Source organism: Enterococcus sp. 1001283B150225_161107_E12 (assembly GCF_015556925.1).
Lineage (GTDB): Bacteria > Bacillota > Bacilli > Lactobacillales > Enterococcaceae > Enterococcus_B > Enterococcus_B mundtii.
The window spans coordinates 55,919-82,719 of record NZ_JADNNI010000003.1 but is presented as its reverse complement, the minus strand read 5'-3'; the positions used below and the strand labels follow the sequence as shown (position 1 = coordinate 82,719).

At 39.4% G+C, this 26,801-nt stretch carries 26 protein-coding genes; 2 read left to right on the top strand and 24 right to left on the bottom strand.

Annotated elements, in window-relative coordinates:
• Position 1: 1 nt before the first annotated feature.
• Positions 2-901 (bottom strand): deoxyribonuclease IV, encoded by a 900-nt coding sequence (locus tag I2F89_RS03540; RefSeq protein WP_019723118.1) that lies wholly within the window; start codon positions 899-901, stop codon positions 2-4.
• A 261-nt stretch (positions 902-1,162) separates the two neighbouring features.
• On the opposite strand from I2F89_RS03540, the gene I2F89_RS03535 reads away from it, so the two are divergent.
• Positions 1,163-3,508: a transglycosylase domain-containing protein gene (locus I2F89_RS03535; protein ID WP_074799543.1), complete on the top strand. Its 2,346-nt coding sequence runs from the start codon at positions 1,163-1,165 to the stop codon at positions 3,506-3,508.
• A 223-nt stretch (positions 3,509-3,731) separates the two neighbouring features.
• On the opposite strand, the gene ccpA is transcribed toward I2F89_RS03535, so the two are convergent.
• On the bottom strand, positions 3,732-4,733 hold the full coding sequence (gene ccpA / locus I2F89_RS03530) for a catabolite control protein A (RefSeq protein ID WP_023520019.1): 1,002 nt from the start codon (positions 4,731-4,733) through the stop codon (positions 3,732-3,734).
• 213 nt (positions 4,734-4,946) lie between these two features.
• Here ccpA and I2F89_RS03525 point away from each other — a divergent pair, with 213 nt between their 5' ends.
• A complete protein-coding gene (locus I2F89_RS03525; RefSeq protein ID WP_195513589.1) occupies positions 4,947-6,050 on the top strand; it encodes an aminopeptidase P family protein in 1,104 nt (367 codons plus the stop codon).
• Positions 6,051-6,406: 356 nt separating this feature from the next.
• On the opposite strand, the gene I2F89_RS03520 is transcribed toward I2F89_RS03525, so the two are convergent.
• From I2F89_RS03520 to prfB, 22 genes are all read right to left on the bottom strand, one after another.
• Complete coding sequence (locus I2F89_RS03520) at positions 6,407-6,835, bottom strand: GNAT family N-acetyltransferase (RefSeq protein ID WP_071866769.1); 429 nt, start codon at positions 6,833-6,835, stop codon at positions 6,407-6,409.
• Positions 6,836-6,929: 94 nt separating this feature from the next.
• Positions 6,930-7,493, bottom strand: a complete 564-nt coding sequence (locus I2F89_RS03515) for a YtxH domain-containing protein (protein ID WP_195513492.1) — start codon at positions 7,491-7,493, stop codon at positions 6,930-6,932.
• A 2-nt stretch (positions 7,494-7,495) separates the two neighbouring features.
• Positions 7,496-7,939, bottom strand: a complete 444-nt coding sequence (locus I2F89_RS03510) for a DUF948 domain-containing protein (protein ID WP_071866768.1) — start codon at positions 7,937-7,939, stop codon at positions 7,496-7,498.
• A gap of 124 nt (positions 7,940-8,063) precedes the next feature.
• A complete protein-coding gene (gene galU, locus I2F89_RS03505; RefSeq protein WP_010734931.1) occupies positions 8,064-8,996 on the bottom strand; it encodes a UTP--glucose-1-phosphate uridylyltransferase GalU in 933 nt (310 codons plus the stop codon).
• 22 nt (positions 8,997-9,018) lie between these two features.
• Entirely contained in the window at positions 9,019-10,032 is a 1,014-nt protein-coding gene (locus I2F89_RS03500) for an NAD(P)H-dependent glycerol-3-phosphate dehydrogenase (protein ID WP_086334953.1), read from the bottom strand.
• Positions 10,033-10,075: 43 nt separating this feature from the next.
• Positions 10,076-10,906: a prolipoprotein diacylglyceryl transferase gene (gene lgt / locus I2F89_RS03495; protein ID WP_086334954.1), complete on the bottom strand. Its 831-nt coding sequence runs from the start codon at positions 10,904-10,906 to the stop codon at positions 10,076-10,078.
• Positions 10,907-10,920: 14 nt separating this feature from the next.
• Positions 10,921-11,859 carry an HPr(Ser) kinase/phosphatase gene (gene hprK, locus I2F89_RS03490; RefSeq protein WP_010734928.1) on the bottom strand — a complete coding sequence of 313 codons (939 nt, stop codon included), beginning with the start codon at positions 11,857-11,859 and terminating at the stop codon, positions 10,921-10,923.
• Between the two features lie 229 nt (positions 11,860-12,088).
• On the bottom strand, positions 12,089-12,445 hold the full coding sequence (locus tag I2F89_RS03485; RefSeq protein WP_010734927.1) for a phage holin family protein: 357 nt from the start codon (positions 12,443-12,445) through the stop codon (positions 12,089-12,091).
• The gene (locus tag I2F89_RS03480; protein WP_010734926.1) at positions 12,445-12,750 is read right to left on the bottom strand and encodes a PspC domain-containing protein; all 306 of its coding nucleotides are present in this window, start codon (positions 12,748-12,750) and stop codon (positions 12,445-12,447) included. The genes I2F89_RS03485 and I2F89_RS03480 overlap by 1 nt, the downstream gene beginning before the upstream one ends.
• A gap of 153 nt (positions 12,751-12,903) precedes the next feature.
• The gene (gene liaX / locus I2F89_RS03475) at positions 12,904-14,475 is read right to left on the bottom strand and encodes a daptomycin-sensing surface protein LiaX (protein WP_071866765.1); all 1,572 of its coding nucleotides are present in this window, start codon (positions 14,473-14,475) and stop codon (positions 12,904-12,906) included.
• A 111-nt stretch (positions 14,476-14,586) separates the two neighbouring features.
• Complete coding sequence (locus I2F89_RS03470; protein WP_086334956.1) at positions 14,587-15,345, bottom strand: YibE/F family protein; 759 nt, start codon at positions 15,343-15,345, stop codon at positions 14,587-14,589.
• Positions 15,345-16,391, bottom strand: a complete 1,047-nt coding sequence (locus tag I2F89_RS03465; protein WP_195513491.1) for a YibE/F family protein — start codon at positions 16,389-16,391, stop codon at positions 15,345-15,347. The genes I2F89_RS03470 and I2F89_RS03465 overlap by 1 nt, the downstream gene beginning before the upstream one ends.
• Before the next feature lie 344 nt (positions 16,392-16,735).
• Entirely contained in the window at positions 16,736-17,422 is a 687-nt protein-coding gene (gene phoU / locus I2F89_RS03460) for a phosphate signaling complex protein PhoU (protein WP_074799552.1), read from the bottom strand.
• Positions 17,423-17,434: 12 nt separating this feature from the next.
• Positions 17,435-18,193, bottom strand: a complete 759-nt coding sequence (pstB, locus tag I2F89_RS03455; RefSeq protein ID WP_010734920.1) for a phosphate ABC transporter ATP-binding protein PstB — start codon at positions 18,191-18,193, stop codon at positions 17,435-17,437.
• A 15-nt stretch (positions 18,194-18,208) separates the two neighbouring features.
• Complete coding sequence (gene pstB / locus I2F89_RS03450; RefSeq protein ID WP_074799553.1) at positions 18,209-19,015, bottom strand: phosphate ABC transporter ATP-binding protein PstB; 807 nt, start codon at positions 19,013-19,015, stop codon at positions 18,209-18,211.
• A 14-nt stretch (positions 19,016-19,029) separates the two neighbouring features.
• A complete protein-coding gene (gene pstA, locus I2F89_RS03445) occupies positions 19,030-19,914 on the bottom strand; it encodes a phosphate ABC transporter permease PstA (protein WP_071866761.1) in 885 nt (294 codons plus the stop codon).
• Positions 19,914-20,834 carry a phosphate ABC transporter permease subunit PstC gene (pstC, locus tag I2F89_RS03440; RefSeq protein WP_034687410.1) on the bottom strand — a complete coding sequence of 307 codons (921 nt, stop codon included), beginning with the start codon at positions 20,832-20,834 and terminating at the stop codon, positions 19,914-19,916. The genes pstA and pstC overlap by 1 nt, the downstream gene beginning before the upstream one ends.
• 115 nt (positions 20,835-20,949) lie before the next feature.
• Positions 20,950-21,804, bottom strand: coding sequence for a phosphate ABC transporter substrate-binding protein PstS (locus I2F89_RS03435; protein ID WP_071866760.1), 855 nt, complete (start codon positions 21,802-21,804; stop codon positions 20,950-20,952).
• Between the two features lie 347 nt (positions 21,805-22,151).
• Entirely contained in the window at positions 22,152-23,600 is a 1,449-nt protein-coding gene (cls, locus tag I2F89_RS03430; protein WP_195513488.1) for a cardiolipin synthase, read from the bottom strand.
• A 224-nt stretch (positions 23,601-23,824) separates the two neighbouring features.
• On the bottom strand, positions 23,825-24,709 hold the full coding sequence (gene ftsX, locus I2F89_RS03425; RefSeq protein ID WP_303393833.1) for a permease-like cell division protein FtsX: 885 nt from the start codon (positions 24,707-24,709) through the stop codon (positions 23,825-23,827).
• Complete coding sequence (gene ftsE, locus I2F89_RS03420; protein ID WP_071866757.1) at positions 24,702-25,388, bottom strand: cell division ATP-binding protein FtsE; 687 nt, start codon at positions 25,386-25,388, stop codon at positions 24,702-24,704. The genes ftsX and ftsE overlap by 8 nt, the downstream gene beginning before the upstream one ends.
• 110 nt (positions 25,389-25,498) lie before the next feature.
• Positions 25,499-26,597 (bottom strand): peptide chain release factor 2 gene (gene prfB / locus I2F89_RS03415; protein ID WP_181880069.1). Its coding sequence is split into 2 segments (ribosomal slippage): positions 25,499-26,524 and positions 26,526-26,597, totalling 1,098 coding nucleotides; the frame shifts between segments, so codons are not numbered across the junction.
• Between the last annotated feature and the right edge of the window lie 204 nt (positions 26,598-26,801).

Sequence of the window (26,801 nt, the reverse complement as noted above, 5' to 3'; positions counted from 1 at the left end):
TTCAGGCTTCTACATCTACTAATAATTCTGGAAATACTTCTGGATCAAAGGTTTCAGCTTTGAACATCGCGATTTCTTTCCCATAAGGGGCATAAGCCAATTTTTTATCTTTTCCGACATATGGTGTTTCAAGAATCTTTGAAACATCTTTGAACATTGGTTCATGGACGATTTTATTCAATGCATCAAAACCGATCGTACCAAAGCCGATATTGGCGTGGCGGTCTTTATGTGAACCTTGTGGATTTTTGGAATCATTGATGTGTAGTACTTTTAAGCGATCTAAACCAATCACTTTATCAAACGTTTCAATCACGCCATAAAAATCATTCGCTACATCATAGCCGGCATCGTTCGTGTGGCACGTGTCAAAGGTGACTGATAGCTTTTCATTCAATGTCACCCCATCAATGATCTGTGCCAACTCTTCGAACGTTCTGCCGATCTCTGTACCTTTTCCTGCCATTGTCTCTAAGGCGATTTGTGCGGTCTGTTCTTTCGTCAAGACTTCATTTAGCCCTTCAATGATCCTTGCGATCCCTGCCTCTGCTCCAGCACCGACATGTGCGCCTGGATGCAATGTGATCTGAGTTGCTCCTAATGCTTCCGCTCGAACGATTTCTTCTCTTAAAAACTGCACAGCAAAAGGAAACATCTCTGGTTTCGTTGTATTTCCTAAATTAATGATATACGGTGCATGGACCACTATATTTTTCAGTCCATTTTCTTCCATATATTGTTTTCCAGCTTCAATATTCATTTCTTCAATTGGTTTTCTACGGGTATTTTGTGGTGCGCCCGTATAGATCATAAAGGTAGAAGCACCATAGCTGGCTGCTTCTTCTGCTGCACCTAGTAACATCTTTTTACCGCTCATACTGACATGTGAACCTAATAACATCGTACTCCTCCTATAAAGCCTTCTCGGCTAGTCACTCAGTGAATGGATTTGTTCACTCTCCTTTTATCTTAACTGAAACGGATTTGAAAGAAAAGTTTGAAATCTGTCCAATGATCCGAACAGATACAAAATAACTAGAGGAATTTTTAATGTTTTCTCCAAACCAAAGGTCAAAAAAGACACAAAAAAAGCCATGTCTGTTTTTTTGTTCTATTATTTGCTATAATTAGCGAAATAAAACCATTAGTTGAGGTGAAACCTTTGCCACGTAATAATACACGAAGAAAACAAGCACGACGAACAAAAGAAAAGTGGTTTGTTCCTAAGGTCATTTTTCGCGTTTTTCAATCATTAACCGTTTTTATCATGGTTCTTATCATTCTATTCGCTGCATTAGGTGTGGGAGTCGGTGCCGGCTATTTTGCGTATCTAGTTGAAGATACAAAGCTACCTTCCAAATCTGAGTTACAATCTGAGTTAGGCAATATAACCGAAACATCCAAACTTGTTTATGCCGATAATACAGAGATCTCGACGATCCAAACTGATTTGATGCGGACTACTGTACCTTCAGATCAAATGTCACCTTATTTAAAATCTGCGATCATCAGCACAGAAGATGAATATTTTGAAGAACATAAAGGCTATGTTCCTAAAGCGGTGATCCGAGCACTTTTCTCTGAAGCAACTGGGATCGGCTCATCTGGAGGATCAACGCTGACACAGCAGTTAGTCAAGCAACAGATTTTGACCGATGAAACAACCTTTAAGCGTAAAGCAAATGAGATTTTATTAGCTGCTCAAGTCGAGAAACATTTTACCAAAGACGAAATCATCTCCACTTATTTAAATGTTTCGCCTTTCGGAAGAAACAATAAAGGCCAAAATATTGCCGGTGTCCAAGAAGCTGCGCAAGGGATCTTCGGTGTCAATGCGAGCGATTTATCCTTACCACAAGCGGCATTTATCGCAGGTTTGCCACAAAGTCCGATCACCTATAGCCCTTATACCAATACAGGTGCATTGAAAGAAGACCTTACTGCCGGCTTAGAAAGAAAAGACATCGTGCTATTTAGCATGTATCGTGAACACCAAATCACAAAAGAACAATATGAAGAAGCAAAAGCCTATGACTTAACAAAAGATTTCTTAGGTCAACAAGTGGCAGAACAAACTGACCGTGACTTCTTATATTACACAGTCATGAATGCCGCGACCGATATCATTGCTAGACAATTGGGAGAAAAAGATAACGCAGATCTATCCGATACAGACGTCTACAATGCCTACTATCAACGTGCAGAACAAACGATCCAAAATCAAGGCTACACGATTCATTCAACGATCGATAAAGGCATCTATGATGCGATGCAAGCAGGTGTTGCCAATTATGGTTACTTACTTGATGACGGGAAAGGCACGCCTGTTGAGACCGGTAATGTTCTGATGGATAATAAAACCGGGCGAGTTTATGGATTTGTCGGTGGTCGTAATTATGCGCTGAACCAAAATAATCATGCCTTTGATACTCAAAGACAAGCCGGTTCATCGATCAAGCCGATGTTGGTTTATGGCCCAGCGATCGATATGGGCTTAGTTGGTTCAGAATCACGTGTTTCTGACTATGCAACCACTTGGCAAGAAGGCGCAAATGCCGGTGAAGACATCGTCAATGCGACGAATAAAGGCTCAAATACTTTCCAAACGATTCGTGAATCATTGGAATGGTCGAACAATATCCCTGCTTACCATTTATATCAAGATGTTTTGAACAATGGCGGATCAAAACAATACGCCTATGAGACATATCTAGCAAAAATGAACTATCCCGCGAATGCCAACTGGGGCGTTGAATCGGCACCACTGGGAACAGTCGATGTCACTACTCTTCAACAAACCAATGGCTTCCAGGCATTAGCAAATAATGGCGAATTCCAGCAAGCATATATCATTGATGCGATCACTGATAATGATGGAAATGTTATTTATCAACACGAAGTTAAACCAGTGCGTGTCTTTTCCGAAGCCGCAGCTTCGATCGTCAATGATATGTTGCGTAGCGTTATCAATGAAAAAATCACCACACCATTCAAAGATGATATCACTAGTCTCAATGGTAGCTTAGGCCAAGCAGACTGGATCGGTAAAACTGGTTCAACGAATGATTACCGAGATTCATGGTTGGTTGTCTCTACACCATCTGTCACGATCAGTAGTTGGGCAGGACACGATGATAATACCGGAATGGATGCCCAAGCAAGATTGCGTTCATCCAAATATTTAGCCAACTTGATCAATCAAGTGTATCAAGTAAACCCAACGATTTTTGGTACCGATCAGAAATTCACACTTGCTTCTGATGTGAAGAAAGAAGACGTTTCTGCCTTTACAGGACAATTACCTGGAAAAGTGACCGTTGACCGAAGATCGATCAATACACCTAGCAAAACTGTCGAGTCTCTTTGGGCAAAAAATGGTCCTGAGAAAAGCACCTTTAAATTTGGTGTAGGTGGAACAGATGAAAATTATAAAGATTACTGGAACACTGTCGGAACATTCGAACGTGAGAATCCCCAGAACAAAGAGGATGACAAAGACGACGATTAATAAAACAATCTGAGTCCACTATTCTTTTTCAAAAAAATGAGTCTGGTCTTGATAAATGATATCAAGATCAGGCTCATTTTTTATACGTTTTTACTTGTCTTTGGTGAAGCATTGACCCTGCTATTTCCACAAAAAAGTAGCTAAAACGACTATTCTTTGTCATTTCAGCTACTTTTAGTTATCGTTTTATTCGATCAATCGCTTGATGTTTCTCCCAATCGATTTATTTCGTTGAACCTTTTTCTTCAATTCCATATGGTAAGATGATTGTTTTTTCTTCTACTTCTTCTTTGTTCATCATTTTTGTCAATAGACGCATTGATACCGCACCTAAGTCATATAATGGTTGCGTAATACTTGTCAAGCGTGGGCGAGCAACTTCAGTCAATAAAGAGTTGTTGCTTGTGATGATCTCAAATTCTTCTGGTACTTTGACACCACGGTCAATCAAGCCATCTAAAATACCGATTGCTAGTTCATCATCCGTTACATAAACAGCAGTTGCTCCACTATTGTGGATACGTTCTACTAATGATAAGCCATCTCTAAAATTATAGCTTGATTCAAAGATCAAACCTTCGCTATAAGTCAGTCCGTTTTCTTTCAACGCTTCTTTGTAGCCTTTCAAACGGTTTTGGCCATTGATCGGGTCAATCAATGCGCCACTCACAAAGGCAATTTTTTTATTGCCGTTTTTAGCTAATTTAGTCACTGCATCTTTTGTCGCTGAAGTATAGTCGATGTTGACACTTCCTACTTGTTCGTCTGGATCGATCGAACCAGCTAAGACAACTGGAGTTTTTGAACGTGAGAATTCGCCACGGATCTCATCTGTGATATGATGCCCCATGAAAATCACACCGTCAACTTGTTTGGCTAAAAGATTGTTCAGTACGTTGACTTCTTTTTGGTCATTTCCGTCTGAATTTGCCAAAATGATATTATATTTGTACATCGTTGCCACATCATCGATCCCACGTGCTAATGAAGCAAAGAACATATTGCTGACATCTGGGATGATGACCCCAACCGTCGTTGTTTTTTTACTTGCAAGACCACGAGCTACAGCATTTGGGCGATAATCTAAGCGGTCAATGACTTCCAATACTTTTTTTCTTGTAGCTGGTTTTACATTTGGATTCCCATTGACAACACGTGAAACAGTAGCCATCGAAACATTTGCCTCTCTCGCTACGTCATAAATAGTGATAGTTTGTTTTTCCATCGTTGTTCTCCTATTCTGTTTTTATATCTTTTCTGAAAATACGATTTACATTTCTAAAACAGGATATCAAAGATTGACAGAAATTGCAACCGTTTTACTAGCGTTTTCATGAAAAAAATCACCTTTTTCACTTTTAGTCAATTGGTCTTTTTTTACAAGAGTGGTACAATGAATTATCGAAACATGCCATAAATGCGAAAGAAGGATGTCCAAATGAATCTTGAAAAAATCAATGAATTACGCCAATGGATGGCTCAAAAAGAAATCGACCTTGCTTATATCAGTGATCCAGGTCATATCGCCTATTTTGCTGGTTATGAAAGTGAACCCCACGAACGTGTACTAGCTCTATTTCTTCCACTTGATCAAGATCCTTTCTTGTTTACACCAGCGTTAGAAGTAGAAGATGCACAAAATAGTTCTTGGGCCTATGATGTCCGAGGTTATCTTGATAGTGAAGATCCTTGGCTATTGATCGGGCAAGAGATCCGCACCCGTTATCCACAAATAAAAACGATTGGGATCGAAAAAAATGCGTTGACGGTTGATCGCTTTGACGCGTTATCGCAACAAATGACAAGCAGTGTCCGATTTGCTGACCTGACTCCGGTCATCCAACGTCTGCAATTGATCAAAACAACAAAAGAAAAAGAGCAACTGATTGCGGCAGGGAAATGGGCAGATGTAGCTTTTGAGATCGGTTTTCGCTCCATCAAAGAAGGCGTAACGGAACAAGCGATTATTGCTGAAATCGAATATCAACTAAAAAAACAAGGGGTATCTCAAATGTCTTTTGACACGCTAGTTTTAGCGGGGACAAATGCAGCAAGCCCTCATGGAACACCTGGAAGTACCACGATCCAACCAAATGAACTTGTCTTGTTCGATCTAGGCGTCGTATGGGATGGCTATTGTAGTGATGCGACACGAACAGTTGCCTACAAAAAACCAACCGAATTTCAAGAGAAAATCTACCAGATCACTCTTGAAGCCCAATTGGCAGCCCAAGAAGCTGTTCGTCCAGGCGTCACAGCCGCTGAACTTGATCAAGTCGCACGTAACGTCATTGAAAGCTATGGCTACGGCGAATACTTCAATCATCGTCTAGGTCATGGTATTGGTACGACGGTCCATGAATATCCCTCACTAGTTGCAGGCAATGATCTAGTGATCGAAGAAGGCATGTGCTTCTCATTAGAACCAGGTATTTATATCCCTGATCAAGTTGGCGTAAGAATCGAAGATTGCGTCTATGTCACAAGTGACGGTTGTATCCCATTTACAACAACACCAAAAGAATTATTAGTGGTGGAGTAAGGTTGTGAGAAAGCCGTTCTGCTCCGAGTATTAAGGCAGAACTTGGGAAAATAGCTTCTCATATTTTTTCAAGTTTTGACTTAATATTGAAGGAGCTGGCTTTCGAACACCGTTTATCTAGGTTGTGAAAGAAGTGTTTTGACCTGAGCAGTAAGCTGGGAAATCAGAAAATAGCTTTCCATATTTTTTGATTTCTCAGCTTAATGTTGAAGGTCAGCTTCTTGAACACCATTTATCGAGATTGTGAAAGAAGCGTTTTGACCTGTAAATAAGCGATAACCCCAAAGTAGAGAACTATTTTCGGGTTATCGCTTATTTTTTGAGTTGCTTCTCTGGCATCAGTTAGTTGTCGATACCTATTCATTTGTTAATTGCTTCTTCAAATAGAATTTAGTCGTCCCAACAAAAGGCATGTTTTCCACCGAAGCAAATACTTCAAAACCATGTCTTTCATAGAATTTTCGAGCTTGATAGTCTTGCGTATTGACGGTCATATATAAGCACTGATTTTCCAATGCTGTTTGTTGAACCGCTTCTATTAATCGCGATCCGATGCCTTCGTGACGGTACGATTGATCTACGCCGAGCAATGATAGATGCAAGGTATTTCCAAATAAAGATGCCACTGCGCCACCGATCCACTTCTCATCCTTAGATGCACTGATTGAAATGGTTTGAGTTGTTAAGTGTTCATTTGTAGAAAATGATTGCATATATTGTTCGTTCAGCAGACCAATGATTTTCTTTTCTGTTTCTTCGGAATCGCTTTTCTTGATCTCAATCATTTACACTATCCTCTCCTCGTAAGATTAGAGAAAAAAGGACACGAATCAGGTTGTTTCCTGATCGTGCCTTTTCTTGCTCACTTTTTAGTGTTGCTTATTTAAATGTATCTTTTAGATCTTCTTTCGCAGTAGCTGCATCTTCTTTTGCCATTTCAGACAAGATTTTTGCATCTTCAGCAACTGGTTTTGCCTCGTCGATGCCTTCTTTTACAGTGCTACCTGCTTGGTCTGCTGTATCTTTGATGTCGATCATGATGTCTTCTTTCGCAGCTGCTGCTGTGTCGCCTAAATCAGCAGCAGATTTTTTGAAACGATCAGATAAATCAGCTGATTGTTCTTTCAATGTCACTAAAATATCTTCTGATTCATCTCCTGCATCAGCTATTGCGTCTGAGACTGTTTGTTTGACATTACCAGCTAAATCGCCTGCTTGTTGTGAAAGATCATGTGCTTTGTCTTTTGCGATACTTGTCAATTCAGTTGATTTTTCTTTTGCCATCTCTGTATAATCAGAAGCCATATCTAGAAAATCATCCGCTTGTGCTGCTAGTTCATCACGTAATTCTTTGCCTGATTTTGGTGCAAGTAGTAATGCTGCCACTGCTGCGGCTGTACCACCAATCACTGCACCTAGTAAAAATCCACCTTTTTTTGCCATGATTATTTTCCTCCTGTCGTATCTGTTGTTGTTTTTTTATGTTTAAAGAATTTCACTGCAGTCCCACCGACTTTGCTGGCAACAGTTGCTTTTGCTGTTGTTTTACCGATGCCACCAACTTTTGTAACGATGTGTTTGCTTGAAGAATTCAATTCTGATACACTCTCGCTCAAATCAGCGACAGCTGTAAATAAAGGATCGATCGTTGCTACTTTTCCGTTGATATCATTCAATAATTCGTTGCTTTTCACTAACAAGCCTTCGACTTGTCTCGATAAAAGATCAACATCTTTTGTAACGACTTCAATCGTTGTGTTTGCTTCTGTTACTGTTTGTTCTGCTTTTTCAATCGTTTTTGCTAATCGAATCAATACACGTACTAGAAAGACCACAAGTATTGCAAAAGCAATTGCTGCAATCAAGCCAGCAATTTCTCCAACTGTCATAATCAAGCCTCCTTCTCCTCTTCTTGCTATAAGGATAGCATTTTCATATTTTTTAAACAAATAAAAAATAGCAAAAAGCTTCAACTACCTACATTTTGATCAGCAGCTGAAGCATCTCGCTTGTTTACTTTTTGTTAGTTGGTTCAGAAGTTTCTGTTGATTGATTGAAAGATGAAGGCGTCTCTGCTGCTAAAGACTTGCCTAATGATAGAATATATTCTCTTAATGGGCCACCCACTTCTGGATGCGTCAATCCATATTCGATACTTGTTTTCATAAAACCAAATTTGTCGCCGACATCGTAACGTTTACCCGTAAATTTACGTGCGAATACGCGTTGTGTCTTATTCAATGTATCGATTGCATCGGTCAATTGGATCTCATTACCTGCACCTGGTTTTTGCTCTGCTAAGACATCAAAGATCTCGGGTGTCAATAAATAGCGTCCAATAATTGCTAAATCACTTGGTGCTTTGCTTGGTTCAGGTTTTTCAACAAAATCTTTGACATTGAATAAGCCGTCTTCTAATTCTTCCCCTGGATTGATGATTCCATATTTAGATGTATCTTTATGTGGAACTTGCATCACGGCGATCGTTGAAGCATGTGTACGCTCATAATCGTCGATCAGTTGTTGTGTCAATGGGATTTCATCTTCCATGATGTCATCGCCTAACATGACAACAAACGGTTCATTGCCGATAAATGCTCTTGCTTGTAAAACCGCGTGTCCTAACCCTTTAGGATGTGATTGACGAATAAAATGAAGGTTTACATCCGTTGTTTCTTCTACTAATTTCAGTAATTCAGTTTTTCCTTTTTCGCCTAAGTTCGTTTCTAATTCGATATTTGAGTCAAAGTGATCTTCAATTGGGCGTTTTGCTTTCCCTGTCACGATCAAAATGTCTTCAATCCCTGATTTTAACGCTTCTTCTACGATAAATTGAATCGTTGGTTTATCAACGATCGGCAACATTTCTTTTGCCATCGCTTTTGTTGCAGGTAAAAATCTTGTTCCTAAACCTGCTGCTGGAATCACTGCTTTTTTTACTTTCATTTTTTTCTCTCCCTTAAAAATGTTAGTGAAATTCATTCTCTTTTTTACCATCGCGCAACATGATCTCTGTCGCTGCTTCATTTATGTTCTTGTGCTCATATAGCACTTCATAAATTGTTTGAGTGATCGGCATCTCGATCCCCATGGTCTCAGCTAACTCTTTAGCGGCACGTGTCGTCTGGACACCTTCCACGACCATGCCCATATTATTTAAGACTTCGCTTAATTCATGGCCTTGTCCAAGCAGATTACCGGTACGCCAATTTCTCGAGTGGATACTTGTACAAGTGACAATCAAATCACCGACACCGCTCAGTCCGATGAAGGTCAACGGGTTTGCTCCCATAGCAACACCTAAACGGCTGATTTCTGCTAATCCTCTTGTCATGATAGCTGCCTTTGCATTATCCCCAAAGCCTAAGCCATGGATTGCACCTGCACCGATTGCAATAATGTTTTTTAAAGCAGCACCCATTTCAACCCCAATGACATCAGGATTCGTATAGATTCGGAAATAATGATTCAAAAATAGTGTTTGAACAAATTTAGCAGCATCTGCCTCTGTACTCGCAGCAGTGATCGTCGTAATATCGTGACGAGCCACTTCTTCTGCATGACTTGGGCCCGATAAAACAGCGATTGCTTGTCTCTTTTCTGCTGGAATCTCTTCTGCTAGGACTTCTGAGATCCGCTTGTGTGTTCCTTGTTCTAAGCCTTTACTTGCATGGATGATCACTGGTTTTGTTTGCAAGACCTCAACGAGTTCTTGACATACAGAACGAATCGCCTTAGTCGGTACTACGAACAAAACAGCATCTACATCAGAAACAGCCTTCGCCATGTCCGAATATGCGATGATCGTTTTGGGTAATTGGTGTTTTGGTAAATAACGCTCATTGGTATGCTTTTGGTTGATTTCATTAACCTGTGAAGCACGGTGACTCCAGAGTCGAACGTCATGACCATTTTCAGCAAGCACTTGTGCTAATGCTGTTCCCCACGAGCCAGCACCTAAAACCGCTACCCTATATTTCATTTTACCACTCCTGCAAATTTTTTCATTTTTTTCGACTTGGACTTTAGATAATGAATTGATTTTTTCCTAAAGATCGGTCGTAATCTGGTAAGTTGCCTTTTTTCCGACGCCAGATGAATAGAACGATTGCTCCAATGAATAGCACAGCAGATAAAAGCTGTGACACACGGATCGTATCTAAAAGGTAAAGACTATCCGTTCTCATTCCTTCGATGAAGAAACGACCAAAACTATACCATATCAAGTAAATCAGTGCGATTTCCCCTTTTTTCAAAAGATGCGTTTTTTTCCGTAGTGATAAGAGGATGATCACGCCAATAAGGCTCCACACCGATTCATAAAGGAAAGTTGGCTGTCGATAGATCCCATCGATATACATATTATCAATAATAAAATTCGGTAAATATAGACTTTCTAAGAAACTCCTTGTTGTATCTGGTCCAAATGCTTCATGGTTCATGAAATTTCCCCAGCGCCCAATTGCTTGTGCTAATAAAACACTAGGTGCAGCAATGTCCAAGAACGTCCAGACATCAATGAAGTGATATTTCGTGTAAAAATATAATGTGATACCTCCTGCAATCAGACCACCATAAATCGCTAGTCCGCCTGAACGGATATTGAATATTTGGATCGGATTTGCAATATACTGTGGTAAATCGAACAAGATGTAATACAAGCGTGCGCCAATGATCGATAGCGGTAATCCCCATAACATAAAGTCAGTGACGTCTTCTGCTTTCATTCCTACTCTTACTGCTTCTCGACTACTTAACCACATGGCGATGATAATGCCTGAAACAATGATCAATGCGTACCAGTAAATAGGAACGCCTAAAAGGTCAAAAGCGACCCGATTGATTTGTGCAATCATACTTTCACTCCTAGCTATTGTCCGTTTGAATTTTCTTCGATCAAACGGCTCAATCTTTCTTCAAATGTCTTCGTTGCATCGAATCCCATCGTTTTCGCACGGAAATTCATCGCAGCAACTTCAATGATGATCGCGACATTTCGTCCAGTTTTCACAGGTATTTTGATTTGCGGAATACCTACTTCCGCAATTTCAACAGAAGTGTCTTCAGATCCTAAGCGATCGTATTTTTTCTCTTTTGCCCAAGCTTCTAAGTAGACAGCTAATTGGACTTGCATCGATCCTCTGACTGCACTGGCACCAAAAAGATTCATCACATCAATGATCCCGATTCCGCGAATCTCAATCAGATGTTCAAGGATTTTCGGTGGTTCACCAATAACGGTTAGCTCATCTTGTTGATATACATCCACTCGATCATCTGCAATCAATCGGTGGCCTCTTTTGATCAGTTCTAATGCTGTTTCACTTTTACCGATTCCACTATCTCCTTGGATCAAGACACCTAATCCATAGACATCGACTAAGACGCCGTGAACACTTGTCCTAGGTGCTAATCGTCCATCTAAATAACTCGATAATTCACCAAGTAAACGTGAGGTTGAGATCGGCGACCTCAAGACAGCCATGCCATGTTCATTCGCAGCTTGAATCATTTCTTCCGGTGCAGCTAAACCTCTAGAGATGATAAAGGCTGGCATGTCTTCACTGCATAAACGACGCATGATCATCAAACGCTCTTCTGGCATCATCCGCTCTGCGAAGCTGATTTCTTTGCTTCCAAATAATTGTAGTCGATCATGAGAATAATAATTAAAATAACCGGTCAATTCCAGTCCAGGTCTGGAGATATCACCAGTTACGATGACACGATTTAAACTTTGTTCGTCACCAGTGACGATTTCTAATGATAGTTTTTCTACTAATTGGCTAACTTTTACCATTTCTGCCATTCGTATACCTCATTTCTATTAAACTGTTCTCTTTTATTTTATCATTCTATCGATAAAAGTACTACCAATAAAAAAAACAAGGGATATCCTTTTCATTACACTCGTTTTTTATGGCAAGCACCGATCAAGAAATCGCTATCATTTCTTTAGAAATAAGAAGAGGAAGCGACAATTGCCACTTCCTCTTTCCACTTATTTGATTGTGCTTTATTGTCCTTTGCATTGTTTTCTAACGATTCCTGTTCATATTACGATTGCTAACGATGATATTTACGAATGACATGATCACTGCAATCATTATAGCTGATCCAAATGATGAAAAGCTAAAATTAGCTGCTCCGACAAAGAAGGAGGTCATTTGTAAAATCAATGCGTTGATCACAAAAGTGAATAATCCAAACGTCAACAAGGTAAAGGGGATCGATAAAAACATAATGAATGGCTTGACTAATAGATTCAGCACAGAAAGAACAAAACTCGCCACAACTGCGGTCCAAATACTATTCACAAATATCATATTTGGAAAAATAACTGCCAGAGAGATAAACGTCAGCGTACTAACAACAATACGTTGAAGATAAGACATTAAAAGTCACTCCATTCGTCATCGTTGATTTTCTCTGCCTCTTTTCGTTTATTCGTTTGTTCTCTGTAGTTGTTTTTTTGATAATAGTCGTTGTCATGTCCATAACGACGTTGATTATTCTTTCCTGAAGGCACAAGTAAAGCCAACAGAATGTATAAAATAATTGGGCTTCCGAATGCAACTAAACTCAAGAAGACGTAAATGACACGAACAACTGTTGGATCAATCCCAAGATATTCAGCAATCCCGGCTAAAGTACCAGTCAATACAATATTTTTATTTGATTTTGTCAACTTTTTTTTCATTTTCTTTCACCTCTGTTCTCCTATTTTAATGGAAGAAAGATGCTAAAACAATCTTACTCCGGAAGATTTATTGGAATAATAAACCTATTGTTTGTTTCTTATAAGTATGATTTTCGCTTCGCCTTCTTCTTTCAGAAGGTCGAAGCGAAAAAATTATTTATCTGTATCTTTTAAATAGATACTACCTGTTGTAGTAGACAATTCGATTTTCGCCATTTCATTTTCAGAAACGCGACGGAATTCTAACATTTGATTCGTGCGCTCTTTCTTTTCACGGATCACTTCATAATCAGACAGGCGGCTATTGATACTACCTAAACTTGTTTTTGCATGACCGTCCATACCGATGGTTGTTGGCAATGCAACTTTTACGTTACCATTGACTGAGCTTGCTTCGATTTTCTTCAAACGATCTTCTTTCACTGTCAGACGAACATCCCCATTGACTAATGAAATCGCTAAGTTTTCTGGTGTTGCGCCAAAAGTAACTGTACCGTTGACTGTTTCAATGATTGAATCTAAAATATCTCCATTACGGACATCGATATTCCCGTTGACTCCACCAATCTCAAGCATCGTTGCAGCCATTTGGTCAACCAAGATATTGCCGTTTGTTGATTTCATGTAAATATCTTTTACATCTAAGTCTTCAACTACAATATTACCATTGAGTAATTTGATTGCTGTATGGTCATACGTGCGTTTTGGTAAGTAGAAGACTAAATCGGCACGTACACGTTTGTTCGGGATTTGGAAAGAAATATGTTCTTCATTGACTTCGATCTGGCTGCGTTCAGCAAATGCTTCATAAGGCTCTGCACCCATTTTTCCATAAAGCTTGATTTTCGCTTCGACTTTTACGTCTTCGCTATCCCAAGTTTTCAAGGTTACATTCCCATTTGCCGCTTTGATGTCGATAATACTTGCTTGTGGTGCGCTATAGTAAAATTCGTGTTCAAATTTAGTTGTAGCGATGCCAGGTACTCGCAAGCTGACATCTTTCCATTCCATATTGTCATTCACTGTGACAGAAACATTTTGGAAGGTTTTCTTTAAGAATTTACCTAGTTGACTTCCAGCTTCAGTCATTTTTTCGCCGACTTGGTTCAATGTGTCATTTGCTTGTTCTTTCCAATCTTCTGGCAAGTCAAATTTCTCAGCAAAGGTGTCTTTTTTCTCAGACCATTGGTTTTTACGGATATCTTTTAATTCAGCTTCAAGCTTGATCCGTTCTTCAGATAAGAGATCTCCAGCTTCTTCAAGTTCTTTGACTTCTTGCTCCAATTGTTGACGTTGTGTCAATTCTTCTTCTGTTAGTTGATCCAACTCTTCTTTTGTATTCAATTGCATCAATGTTTCCTGTTTTTCATTGCGTGCAATTTTATTTTCAAAAAGTTTTGCGTTGACCTCATCTAAATGCGCAGAAGTTTTGTTCGCTTCAGTCGCCAATTCATCTAAGATTTTTTCTAGATTCTCTTTGTCTTCTTGTTCTTTTTGTCTCGGATCTGGTTCTACTGCTTCACGTTCAGCTTGACCATTTTCAAGTTCATCGATCAAACGGCTTGCTTGATCTTTTTCTTTACGATCAGCATGTACACGATCTGCCTCTTTTGCGATTTGCTTTTCATCTTTTTCAGTTGCCATACTCTCCAATAGGTCTAAACCTTCTTCAGTTGAAAGGATGCCTTTTTTAACTAATTCTAAAATACGTTCTCTTTCTTTCATGGAAATTGCCTCCTTATAGCAAAAATTGTTTGCAAGCTTTTCCTTACATACACATTATGCAATGATTTGAAGAAAAAGTCATAGGACTTAAGTTGTAACTTTCTCTCATTCTTAGGATGATTTTTTCTGTCGAGTGAATAAAATTGAAGAAATGACTGATGTTATCGGTAAAACAAGGATCGCTGCACTTGTCGTGACCACTACAGTCACATACTCCAAAACGAAAGTTTTTTCGTTGATCAACTGGCCAAAAGACAACTCTAGATCAATAAACCATAATATCAGGGCTAAACAATTTCCCATAAAAGCAAAAACCAAGGTCGTTACGGTTGTAGCTAAAATTTTTCTACCGATCCGTATACTCGATTTTATTAATTCACGATAGCTTTGTAATGGATCTGTGGCGTATACTTCATAGGTCGCACTAGCGATAGATACACTTGCGTCTAACACGGCTCCACTCACACTGATCAATAAAATTGCTCGTGTCAATGCGAAAAAATCCAAGGGTACGTGCAAATCGAACCCTGTCAGCTCATCTAATTCAATCCTTGTAAACCCTTGGATCGCTAATTCAGAAAGAAACGGAGTCACCACTAAGAAAACCACTAAAAAAAGTAATACACTAAGAAAAGCTGCTTTCATTTTAAGATTGTAGCCATTAACAAAAAACAATGTGACACTGGTGATCAACAAAAAAATCACGATGGCACTTGGTAATATTGGCAAACGAAAATGATACAGGAGCAATAGAAGGAAAAACAATAGGACGTTAATGAACAGCCCTAAGATCGTATAAAACCCATTTTTCCCACCAACCAGTAAAATCAATAGCACTAAGAGAAGCGCTAAGAGCAAAAGTACATTCATCAAATCGCCCTCCGATACTTCAAATGGCCTAAATAGCAGAAAAGTGTAATGGGAATTGAAAGGACAATACCTAGACTTCCGCTGATCACACGTAGCAATTCCAACGAGAGGTGCAACTCAATTGCATCTCTCAAGGGCCAACCATTGTTAAAGTATACAAGTAACATCGGGATCGTCCCACTGACGTATACGAATAGTAAGATATTCGTCATGGAGCCAATTACATCTTGTCCCACCATTTGACCAGACTGCCACAATCGTTTCACCGTTATTTTTGGTTGTTTACTCACCAACTCATCTAAAGTAGTCGTGACTGTGACAACTGTATCCAACACACCACCAGTCATCCCTACTAATAAACTAGCTAAAAAAACGGAACGATACGGTCGAGTCAAGTAACTCATTTCCTCATACCGTAATCCTCGATCGTTCAAATAATCCATTGCGAACAAACAAATTAGAAAAGCTACACCTACACTCGTCATCGTTGCGACGATTTTTATCAGTCCACCTTGTTGCCAACCATCTAAGGCAAGAACGCAAATGATCGTTCCTAGAAAGACAAAAAGGATGCTCGTCATCACCAATGATATCCCTTGAGTCTGCGTGAAACCCTGAAGAAGTAAAATCAATAACAAGAGATTGAGTCCTACACTGATCAAAGTGAATACGCCTGCTTTTCCGCCTACGAATAAGAGTGAACAGATAAATAAACTGGTAAAAAGGAATAACCAGCCGTCATTTTTTTTGCTGAGTATCTGCCACTCATCTCCAATTTTACGTACGAGATAAAGTTGATTCGTCTTAGCTTTTGCATGTTCGATCTGATTTTCTTGGTGCGGAATAAACAGAGTCAGTTCTGTTCCTTTCGCTTGCGTATTCATCAATTCTCCTTTGATTACTTGTTGTTCATTTTCTAGCGATACTTGCTGTACTTGCATGATTGGGTCTTCGTACCATTCAGTGGCATGTTGGATTACCCATGCGGCCACAAAACAACTACAAAGAATCAAACATTTGATCAATAATCGATTTTTTTTCTGCATACGCCTTCCTTTCTGAGGTTGCGAAAGAAGCGATCAGCACTAAGGCAGAAGGCAGAAAAATCGAAAATGGCTTTTTCATTTTTGATTTTTTTGCCTTATGTCCGAAGTGTTGCTTCTTGAACACCGTTTATTCATTTTTAGAAGTAACAGGATGTCTAATGTACCTGATCCTTAAAATTGATGGAATGGATAACAACAAACAATTAATCATCGCCAAATCTCGAATAATTGTCTTCTATATTAATAAAAAAGCCAACTTCCAAAAATATATCTCTCTTTTCGGAAGTTGGCGCTTATTTCTCAGAAATACTGATCAGCATTTGACAAAAATCAGCGAATGATTTTTATCTTTGATTAGTCTCTTCGTTATGATTTGTGTTCAACTCAGTGATTTTACCTGTAGCTAGATACACGATCCATTCACAGATATTTGTTACGTAATCACCGATCCGCTCTAAATAACTTGCTACGTTGACATAGTCTGTTCCACTGATGACAGTTTCGGGATTTGATTGCATATTTTTGATCGTTGCATTGTAGATCCGATTGAAGGATTCATTGACACGATGATCCATATTTGCAATCGTACGTGCGTCCTTTTCATCTGTTTTAACGTAAGCGACTAAGACATTATCTACCATTTTTTTGACATAATCAGACATATCAGAGATTTCTTTTTCGATTTCAGGAATTCTTGTTTCTCCCTTAAGACGAATCGTTGATTTAGCGATAGAAACTGCGTGGTCGGCCATACGCTCTAAATCTGAACTTGCTTTCATGACTGTGATGATCGTTCGTAGATCAGTTGTCACCGGTTGTTGCAAAGCAATCATTTCAAAACTTTTTTTCTCTAATCGTGTTTCCATATCATTGATCATAATGTCATTTTCAATTACTTCTTTTGCAAGAACTTTGTCGTGTTTTGTATAAGAGCGCACTGATTTATGCACCGCATTACTAACCATCATGCCCATTTCGTAAAATTGATTATGAAGGTTCAATAATTCTTCTTCAAATTGTGTTCGTAACATCCTCTTTCCTCCTTATCCAAATCGTCCTGAGATATAATCTTCCGTTTCTTTTTTATCTGGATTCATAAATATTTTTTTCGTATTGTTAAACTCGATCAAATTGCCATCTAAGAAGAAAGCTGTTTTGTCTGAGATACGGGATGCTTGTGACATATTGTGAGTCACGATGATCATCGTATAACGTTCTCTTAACTCTAATAACATACTTTCTATTTTACCAGTAGAGACTGGATCTAAGGCACTAGTAGGCTCATCTAATAAAATAATTTCTGGATTGACAGCTAGCACGCGGGCGATACACACTCGCTGTTGTTGTCCCCCTGATAAAGACAACGCACTTTTATGCAATTTATCTTTGACATCTTCCCAAACAGATGCTGCTTTCAAGCTTTCTTCTACTACTTGGTCTAACACTTTTTTGTCTTTTTCACCTTTGATTTTCAACCCATAAATGACATTTTCATAGATTGAAAATGGAAAAGGATTTGGTTGTTGGAACACCATACCGATTTCTTTACGCAGTCCAACGATATCTGTTTTAGGACTGTAAATATCATTGCCTTTGTATACGACACTACCAGTGATCGTTACACCAGGGATCAAATCATTCATACGATTCAATGAACGTAAATAAGTAGATTTCCCACAACCAGATGGTCCGATCATCGCAGTGATCTCGCCTTTATTGAAACTTAGATCAATGCCTTTCAAGGCTTCTTTTTCCCCATAATACAGATGAAGATCTTTTGATGAAATAATTTCTTTTGTCATAGCAAGTCCTCCGTCTTAACCAAAATGACCGGACACATAATCTTCAGTTGCCTGAATCTTAGGTCTAGTAAATATCTTATTCGTCTTGTCATACTCGATCACATTTCCAAGATAGAAGAACGCAGTGTAATCACTGATTCGGGCAGCTTGTTGCATATTGTGAGTCACAATAATAATCGTATAATCTTCTTTTAAGTTGACTAACGTTTCTTCGACAGTCCCAGTTGAAATCGGGTCTAACGCACTCGCTGGTTCATCAAGCAATAAAATATCTGGTTTCATCGCGATTGCGCGAGCGATGCAAAGACGTTGCTGTTGTCCACCTGATAACGCCAAAGCACTTTTATTCAAACTATCTTTGACTTGATCCCATAATGCCGCTTGCTTCAAACTAGTTTCGACGATCTCATCTAGTTTTTGTTTGTTTTTCTCACCATGCTGTTTCAAGGCAAACGTAATATTGTCATAGATCGATTTACTAAAAGGATTCGGACGTTGGAACACCATACCGATTCGTTTACGCATTTCATAAACATCGATTTGTGGTGCATTGACATCCACATCTTTATACATGATCTTTCCAGTGATCTTCGTGTTTGCGATCCCATCGTTCATTCGATTCAATGAACGTAGATAAGTGGATTTCCCACACCCTGATGGTCCGATCAATGCAGTGATTTTATTCTTTTCAAATTCAAGATTGACACCTTTAATGGCTTCGTTATCGCCATACCATACATGCAAATCATCTGTATGTAGCGCGATATCTTTTTCAGCGCCCATTTTGATGATGTTGGTTTCATTCATATTATATTCTTTCATTCTGCTTCTTCTCCTTAAGCTGAAGTCATTTTACGGTGCAGACGTTTCCCAATTGCTCGAGCACCAAAGTTGAATAGTAACACAGCGATGATCAATACTGCAGAAGCTCCTGCTGAAACGGAAACACCATCGGGCATTGTTCCTTCTGTATTGATTTTCCAAATGTGGACAGCTAGTGTTTCAGCTTGTCGGAAGATACCGATCGGGCTTGAAATGCTAAATGGATTCCAGTTAGTAAAATCTAAGGCTGGCGCACTTTGACCAGCGGTATAGATCAACGCTGCGGCCTCACCGAAAATACGACCAGAACTCAAGATGACCCCTGTCAAAATACCTGGTGTCGCTTCTGGAACGACGACACGAAGCACTGTTTCCCAGCGAGACAATCCTAGAGCTAAACCAGCTTCACGTTGGGTATAATGGACAGCTTGTAAAGATTCCTCGACCGTACGAGTCAATAAAGGCAAGTTGAATACTGTCAATGCCAACGCACCTGAAATGATCGAGAACCCATATTGGAATTGGATAACGAAAACCAAGAATCCAAATAAACCGACAACAACAGAAGGCAATGAGCTAAGAATCTCGATGGATGTGCGGATCACATCTGTCAACCAGTTCTTCCCTGCATATTCAGATAAATAGATCCCTGCACCGAGTGAAATCGGAAAACTGATGATCATCGTGATGATCAGTAAATAGATGGAGTTGAATAATTGGATACCGATCCCGCCACCTTCTTGATACGCTTTTGATGGTTCAGTCAAGAATGACCATGAGATATGCGGGATACCGCGAACTAAAATATAAAGAAGCAACGCAGCGAGGATCAGGACGATGATGCCTGAAATCACATATAAGACACCTGTTGCTATTTTATCAGAACGTTTTGCATTCATTATTTCAATTCTCCCTTCTTACCAATCAAGCGGATAACGATATTAAAGAATAATGACATCAAGAGTAGGATCAAGGCTAAAGACCATAACACGTTGTTTTCAACGGTACCCATGATCGTATTACCGATACCCATCGTCAAGATCGATGTCAGCGTTGCAGCTGGAGTGGTAAAGCTTGTTGGCATCAATGCCGCATTACCGATAACCATTTGGATCGCTAAGGCTTCACCAAAGGCACGAGCCATCCCAAAGACGATAGCTGTCAAGATCCCAGGAATTGCTGCACGTAAGACTACTTTATATGTGGTTTGCCATCTCGTTGCGCCCAACGCAAGGGAAGCTTCACGATAGTGTCTTGGTACGGCTTTTAACGCATCGACTGTCATCGTCGTAACCGTTGGTAAGATCATTACGAACAACACAAATGTTCCGGCTAAAATACCAAAACCAGTTCCGCCAAAAATGCCACGAATGAATGGAACGATGACGGATAGACCGATAAAACCATAAACAACTGAAGGAATACCTACAAGCAGTTCAATGACCGGTTGTAAAATCTTTGTTCCGTTTTTCGGAGAGATTTCTGTCATGAACACAGCTGCTCCGATGGCAAAAGGTGTTGCAATGATCGCAGATAAAAAAGTAACGATAAACGAACCCGCGATCATTGGTAGGGCTCCTACCATTGGTTTTCCATCAGGTCCGAGTGCGCTCGGATTCCAATTTGTTCCAAATAAGAAATCAAAAACATTGATTTTATCAACAAAAAAGGTCGCTAACCCTTTGCTGGCAACAAAATAAAATATTGCTAAAACAACCACTACAATCAATGCAATACATAAAAAGCTGATAAACTTTCCACGTTGTTCCATTTTCGAGCGCTTGGATTTAGTTACTAGTGCTTTTTTTACATCTTCCACAGATGATTCCTCCTTGGTCCTTTAACATACCTATACAGTCTACTAAGCGAATATCAATTTGATTTTAATAACATGTAAATTTTTTGCTAACTTTGTAAATTTTGTGTAAAGATGGTTAATTCACCACATTACCTTCCCAATCGCGTTCAACTTTCATACTCGACACTGGAATATAGCCTAAATCACCGACAATATTTTTTTGCACTTCATCTGATAAGATATAGGCTAAAAAGTCTTTCGTTAATTGACTTGTGTCTTTTCGCGTATACATATGCTCATATGCCCAAATCGTCCAATCATTCGTTGTGACATTCTCGTCTGTTGGCTCAACTCCGTCGATTTTCAGTGTATCCACATCTTTTGATACGTAAGAGAATGCGACATAGCTGATTGCTCCTGGCGTATCAGCAACGATTTGACGGACCATTCCACTAGAATCTTGCTCCTGGGAACGAATCGCTGTTTCACCGTCTAAGACCCATTTTTCAAAAGTAGCTCTCGTTCCACTACCTGCTGCACGGTTCAAGATCACGATTGGCTGATCTTTTCCACCTAGTTGTTTCCAGTTCGTCAGTTCACCAGTAAATACTTTTTTCAAATCTTCCATCGAAATGTTTTCGATGCCGACCTCTTTATTGACAATTGGTGTGATGCCCACTACTGCTACTCGATGGTCGATCAGTGCGGACGCATCGATCCCTGATTTCTCCTCTGCGAACAAATCGGAATTACCAATCTCAACAGCGCCTGATTGGACTTGCGATAAACCAGTACCACTTCCGCCACCTTGTACATTAACAAATTTGCCGGGATTTTCTGATTGATATGTCTCAGCAACCGTTTCAACTAAAGGTTGTAAAGCGGATGATCCCACCGCTGTGATCGATTCTCCTTGGTCGACCAGGTTTGAACACCCAGACATTGTTATAAATAGTGCTATCATTGGTATTATTAATCGTAATTTTTTCATTAGAAATCTCCTTCAATCCTAAAGTATTTCCATTTTAACATTTTCACTATTACTTGAAAATCAATTGATTTTATTAAATAACAAATAATTTAATTTAATTAAAAAAAATACTATCTCAATAAATTTTTCTATGCTATACTGGCATTGAAATGTGTCTCTGTATCAAGCAAGCATTAACTTATTTCTTGCTTTCCCCAAAAAACAAGAAATACCCCAAAAGTTAATTCCCGCTCTTGCGAGACGCTTTCTCCATTTCTTGTAATAAAACTACAGAAATGGCCCCGATAGAAAAGGACATGAAAGTCTGCTCTTATGAGTGTATTTCATGTCCTTTTTTGTTCAGTTTTTTACAAGAGTGGCGAAACAAGTCGAGCCAATCCTTCTTTTAGCTTGATCATCCAGCCCCGAGCCTCGTAACGTTCTTTTGTCAAACGATCAGAAACCTTTGAATCTTCAAAAAATGCCCCTCGCACTTGGGTAGCGATCCGTTCGTCATAGATCAGTGTATTGACCTCAAAATCTAACCGGAAAGAACGAACGTCGATATTTGCTGAACCTACAGAAACGATCCCGCTATCGATGATCATTGTTTTCGCATGGATGAATCCATTCTCATATGTTTCAATGACAGCACCATATTCGATCAATTCAGCGGCAAAAGAATACGTTGCCCAATAGACTAATGGATGATCTGGTTTATTTGGGATCTGCAAATGGACCTTTACACCGGATAACAATGCCAATTTCAACGCTTCATGGATTGATTCATCTGGAATATAATAAGGCGTTTGGATCAAAATCTCCCGCTTAGCCAATGAGATCATTTTAAGGTACGTCATTTTGATTTGTTCATGTTCTGAATCAGGTCCACTCGTCACGACCTGTAAGGCAATCTCACCAGTTGATGCAATACTTGGGAAAAAGCGCGCCGCATAGTTTACTTCTTTTGTATGTTGAGAATTCCAATCCATCAAGAAGCGATTTTGTAACGCATAGACTCCTTCACCATAGATACGCAAATGATTATCTCGCCAATAACCAAATTTTTGCACGAGACCCAAATACTCATTTCCCACATTGAATCCACCCGTATAACCAATTTTCCCATCGATTACTACGATCTTTCGATGATTTCGATAATTGATTCGCGGGTTCAGATAAGGAACAAAAAGCGGAAAAAAGAAAGCAACTTCTCCACCAGCTTCTTTTAACTCATGGAAAAATTTGGTTGAAACTTCCGTCGATCCCCATGCATCCAGTAAAACTCTTACTTGCACCCCTCTGCGGACAGCAGAAGTCAATGCTTGGCATACCTCGATCCCTAAGCTATCGCTACGATAAATATAATATTGTAGATGGATATGATCAGTTGCCTGTTCAATGTCCTCGATCAAACGATCAAATTTTTCTCTTCCATCGGTGAACAGCGTAACGTCATTGCTTGTGGTATACAGTGTGCTTTCTCCAACAGTTAACATATAAATCAACTGTTTGACATCCACTTGCCCAGTCGGAGGATGTGGATATAATCCCCGCATCAATGCCTGTCGATCCTCTTCGATTTCTAAGTTCTTACCGATCTTTCCTTGGATCTTCAAATCAAAAATCTTATCTTTTGAAATCCCACGTCCAAAGAAAATGTAAAGGAAAAACCCTAGGATCGGGATAAAAGTCAGTACAAGTAACCATGCCCAAGTTTGAGCAGTTTCTTTTCTTTCGGTAAAAACGATCACTAAAGATAATAATGTATTCGTAAGTAGTAAGATCGTCGAAAAATTGTCAAAAATAATACCCATTGCCTCACCTCTTATCCGGCTATCCTCCTTAGGATAGCGAAGTTGTTTTTTAAAGTAAAGAAAAACCACTGATTTGTCTATCAGAAAAACCGACTTTCTTAGAATACTATAGATAGACAGGATAGAGTAAGTATATTTTTCTATAAAATAGATTTTACGTATAAAAAAAATTTTATAAAAAAAACCAGCAGGATCGCTCCCACTGGTCTGCTTTATATCTTTGTTTAAAATTTCAAAAATCTTCTCATTGAAATAATCGAACCTAATGAACCAATAATGATACCAATACCGGCCATCAATGCGTCAATTTTCCAAACGATATCCTGTGGCTGTATCAATGAATAATTTGAGCGCAACAAGGTTGGATTGAGCAATCTGTATACTTCCTGATACCCAAAAGTGAGGATCAATACAGGAATAATGGCTCCGATCAAACCGATCCAACCACCTTCAAGGAAGAAAGGCCAACGGATATAGCCATTCTTGGCACCAACTAAACGCATGATCTGGATCTCTCTTTGCCGTGAAATGATCGTGATACGAATCGTATTTGAGATCAAGAACATCGCGACAAACAATAACAAGGCAGCTGCTGCTAATCCCCATGTACGCACTGCCGCAGCAATATTAAAGATTCGGTCAGACGAAGTACCACCATAATCCGAACGGAAAACATTTTTTAACTTCGCAGCTTCTTCAGAAACTTCTTTTGTATAAGAAGGTTGTGTCGTTGTTACAACATACACATCGTATAACGGATTACCGTCTCCTTCAAATAAACTCCAAGAATCACCCATTTGATCCTGGATTTTCTTTAATTCTTGGTCTTTACTTGAAAATTCAACTTTATTGACATGCTCAAGCTCATTCAATTCCTTTTCGAGCGTTTCCATATCTTTCTCATTCGTTCCGATATCAACGAACACAGAAACATCCACGTTACCTTCGATGTCTTCAGCTAATTTAGTCGCATTCATGATGATTGCCATAAATACTCCAACTAATGTCAATGTGATCGTTACTGCACTGATTGACGCGACAGTCATCCAACCGTTACGTTTTAAACTTTTGATACTTTCTAATAAATGGCGGAAAAAGGTTCTAATCATCGTATCCATATTCCCCTTCCGCTTGGTCACGAATAATCCGGCCATTTTCAATGGCGATTACGCGGTGACGAATTGTATTAACGATCGTACTATTATGTGTAGCCATAACAACAGTCGTTCCTTGGGCATTGATTCGATCCAACAACTTCATGATTTCCCATGAGTTTTCCGGGTCTAAGTTTCCTGTCGGTTCATCTGCAATCAATACTTTTGGTGTATTCACAATTGCCCGAGCAATCGAAACACGTTGTTGTTCCCCACCTGACAATTCACTTGGGAAAACACGTACTTTATGTTTCAAGCCGACTAAATCTAAAACTTCCATGACACGTTTTTTTATGTCACGAGGTTTTCTGCCGATGACTTGCATCGCATACGCGACATTTTCATATACTGTTTTTCGAGGTAACAATTTATAGTCTTGGAAAACTACTCCGATTTCTCTACGTAAATAAGGTACTTCACGATCCTTGATATCTATCAGATCATGGCCAGCAACGTTCAGCGTGCCCTTCGTTGCTTTTTCTTCTCGGTACATCAACTTGATGAATGTAGATTTACCAGCACCAGATGGTCCTACTACATAGACAAACTCTCCTTGGTCAATGACGATCGAGAGATTTCGGATAGCTGTGGTACCATTTGAGTACTTCTTCATTACATCCTTCATTTCAATCATGGCGTTCTCTCCATATCTTTTCAGTCTTTAGTCATTATAGCATGGGAATGTTTCAGCTTGCTTTCGAAATCTTACAATTTTATTTCAATTTACTATTAATCGTGAGTAAGCTACATGTGCATTTTTAAATAGCCATCGATGAATGGGTCTAACTCGCCATCCATCACTGCTTGGACATTTCCTGTTTCTACATTGGTCCGATGATCTTTGACCATCGAATAAGGATGGAAAACATAAGAACGGATTTGTGAGCCCCAGCCAATTTCCATTTGTTCTCCACGTAGTGCTGCTGCTTCTTGTTCTTTCTTTTCAACTTCCAATTGATAAAGTTTCGCTTTCAGCATCCCCATCGCTTGTTCACGGTTTTTTAATTGTGAGCGTTGTGCCTGACTGGCAACGACTGTTCCTGTTGGCAAATGCGTGATCCGTACAGCAGACTCTGTTTTATTGATATGCTGTCCACCCGCTCCACTTGCTCGGTAAGTGTCGATCTTCAAATCATCAGGATTGACCTCGATATCGATCATGTCATCTAATTCTGGCATGACATCGACTGAACAAAATGACGTATGTCGGCGTTTCGCCGAATCAAATGGCGAGATCCGAACAAGGCGATGTACGCCTTTTTCTGATTTCAAATAACCATAGGCATTATGTCCTTTGATCAATAATGTCACACTTTTGATGCCAGCTTCATCACCGGCTTGGTAATCTAACATTTCCACTTGGTAATTGTGTTGTTCTGACCAGCGTGTGTACATTCGTAACAACATACTTCCCCAATCCTGAGATTCTGTTCCCCCTGCACCTGGATGCAGCTCAACAATGGCGTTATTGCGGTCATAAGGTCCATCTAGTAACATAGCTAATTCGTAAGTTGTCATTTTTTCAGCTAAAGCACTGATTCGCTCTTGTGCTTCTTCTTGCATTTGCGCATCTGGCTCTTCTTGTAACATTTCCACCATCAATTCTAGTTCTTCTAGCTCTTGTGCGAGTTCATTGAACTGATCATAGGTTTCTTTGTTTGCATTATTTTCATTGATCACTTTTTGTGCAGCTTCACTGTCATCCCAAAAACCTGGTTCAGCCATTTTTGCTTCTGCTTCAGCAATATCTTCTTCCAGCTGATCTAAGTCAAAGAGACCCCCTAAAACTTGTGACTTTCTCTTGCATTTCGGTTAGGAGGTTTCGAATTTCAGAAATTTCCATTTCGATTTCCTTCTTTCTGTCTAATCTTCATTGTTTAGTCTACCAGAATCTTGAACGAACAGAAAGAATAAGATGCGACATGGTCGCTCCTTTCCCTTTTCATTCTGATCTTAATGGTAGTCGTATATGTGCCAAAAGGAACCTCTTCGGAAATAAGGTGGAATCCACAAAAATTCAACGAACAATTTTTGCGGATTCCACCTT

What these genes read in the sequence shown, in the direction of transcription:
- I2F89_RS03540 (WP_019723118.1), bottom strand. Translation starts at nt 901, where the DNA reads ATGTTATTAGGTTCACATGTCAGTATGAGCGGTAAAAAGATGTTACTA.
- I2F89_RS03520 (WP_071866769.1), bottom strand. Translation starts at nt 6,835, where the DNA reads ATGATTGAGATCAAGAAAAGCGATTCCGAAGAAACAGAAAAGAAAATC.
- I2F89_RS03435 (WP_071866760.1), bottom strand. Translation starts at nt 21,804, where the DNA reads ATGAAAAAATTACGATTAATAATACCAATGATAGCACTATTTATAACA.
- I2F89_RS03465 (WP_195513491.1), bottom strand. Translation starts at nt 16,391, where the DNA reads ATGCAGAAAAAAAATCGATTATTGATCAAATGTTTGATTCTTTGTAGT.
- hprK (WP_010734928.1), bottom strand. Translation starts at nt 11,859, where the DNA reads ATGGCAGAAATGGTAAAAGTTAGCCAATTAGTAGAAAAACTATCATTA.
- pstB (WP_074799553.1), bottom strand. Translation starts at nt 19,015, where the DNA reads ATGAAAGAATATAATATGAATGAAACCAACATCATCAAAATGGGCGCT.
- I2F89_RS03500 (WP_086334953.1), bottom strand. Translation starts at nt 10,032, where the DNA reads ATGAAATATAGGGTAGCGGTTTTAGGTGCTGGCTCGTGGGGAACAGCA.
- cls (WP_195513488.1), bottom strand. Translation starts at nt 23,600, where the DNA reads ATGGGTATTATTTTTGACAATTTTTCGACGATCTTACTACTTACGAAT.
- ftsE (WP_071866757.1), bottom strand. Translation starts at nt 25,388, where the DNA reads ATGATTGAAATGAAGGATGTAATGAAGAAGTACTCAAATGGTACCACA.
- I2F89_RS03510 (WP_071866768.1), bottom strand. Translation starts at nt 7,939, where the DNA reads ATGACAGTTGGAGAAATTGCTGGCTTGATTGCAGCAATTGCTTTTGCA.
- lgt (WP_086334954.1), bottom strand. Translation starts at nt 10,906, where the DNA reads ATGATTGCACAAATCAATCGGGTCGCTTTTGACCTTTTAGGCGTTCCT.
- pstB (WP_010734920.1), bottom strand. Translation starts at nt 18,193, where the DNA reads ATGACAAAAGAAATTATTTCATCAAAAGATCTTCATCTGTATTATGGG.
- I2F89_RS03470 (WP_086334956.1), bottom strand. Translation starts at nt 15,345, where the DNA reads ATGAATGTACTTTTGCTCTTAGCGCTTCTCTTAGTGCTATTGATTTTA.
- I2F89_RS03515 (WP_195513492.1), bottom strand. Translation starts at nt 7,493, where the DNA reads ATGGCAAAAAAAGGTGGATTTTTACTAGGTGCAGTGATTGGTGGTACA.
- I2F89_RS03485 (WP_010734927.1), bottom strand. Translation starts at nt 12,445, where the DNA reads ATGTCTTATCTTCAACGTATTGTTGTTAGTACGCTGACGTTTATCTCT.
- phoU (WP_074799552.1), bottom strand. Translation starts at nt 17,422, where the DNA reads ATGTTACGAACACAATTTGAAGAAGAATTATTGAACCTTCATAATCAA.
- galU (WP_010734931.1), bottom strand. Translation starts at nt 8,996, where the DNA reads ATGAAAGTAAAAAAAGCAGTGATTCCAGCAGCAGGTTTAGGAACAAGA.
- ccpA (WP_023520019.1), bottom strand. Translation starts at nt 4,733, where the DNA reads ATGGAAAAACAAACTATCACTATTTATGACGTAGCGAGAGAGGCAAAT.
- ftsX (WP_303393833.1), bottom strand. Translation starts at nt 24,709, where the DNA reads ATGATTAGAACCTTTTTCCGCCATTTATTAGAAAGTATCAAAAGTTTA.
- I2F89_RS03525 (WP_195513589.1), top strand. Translation starts at nt 4,947, where the DNA reads ATGAATCTTGAAAAAATCAATGAATTACGCCAATGGATGGCTCAAAAA.
- I2F89_RS03480 (WP_010734926.1), bottom strand. Translation starts at nt 12,750, where the DNA reads ATGAAAAAAAAGTTGACAAAATCAAATAAAAATATTGTATTGACTGGT.
- liaX (WP_071866765.1), bottom strand. Translation starts at nt 14,475, where the DNA reads ATGAAAGAAAGAGAACGTATTTTAGAATTAGTTAAAAAAGGCATCCTT.
- pstA (WP_071866761.1), bottom strand. Translation starts at nt 19,914, where the DNA reads ATGAATGCAAAACGTTCTGATAAAATAGCAACAGGTGTCTTATATGTG.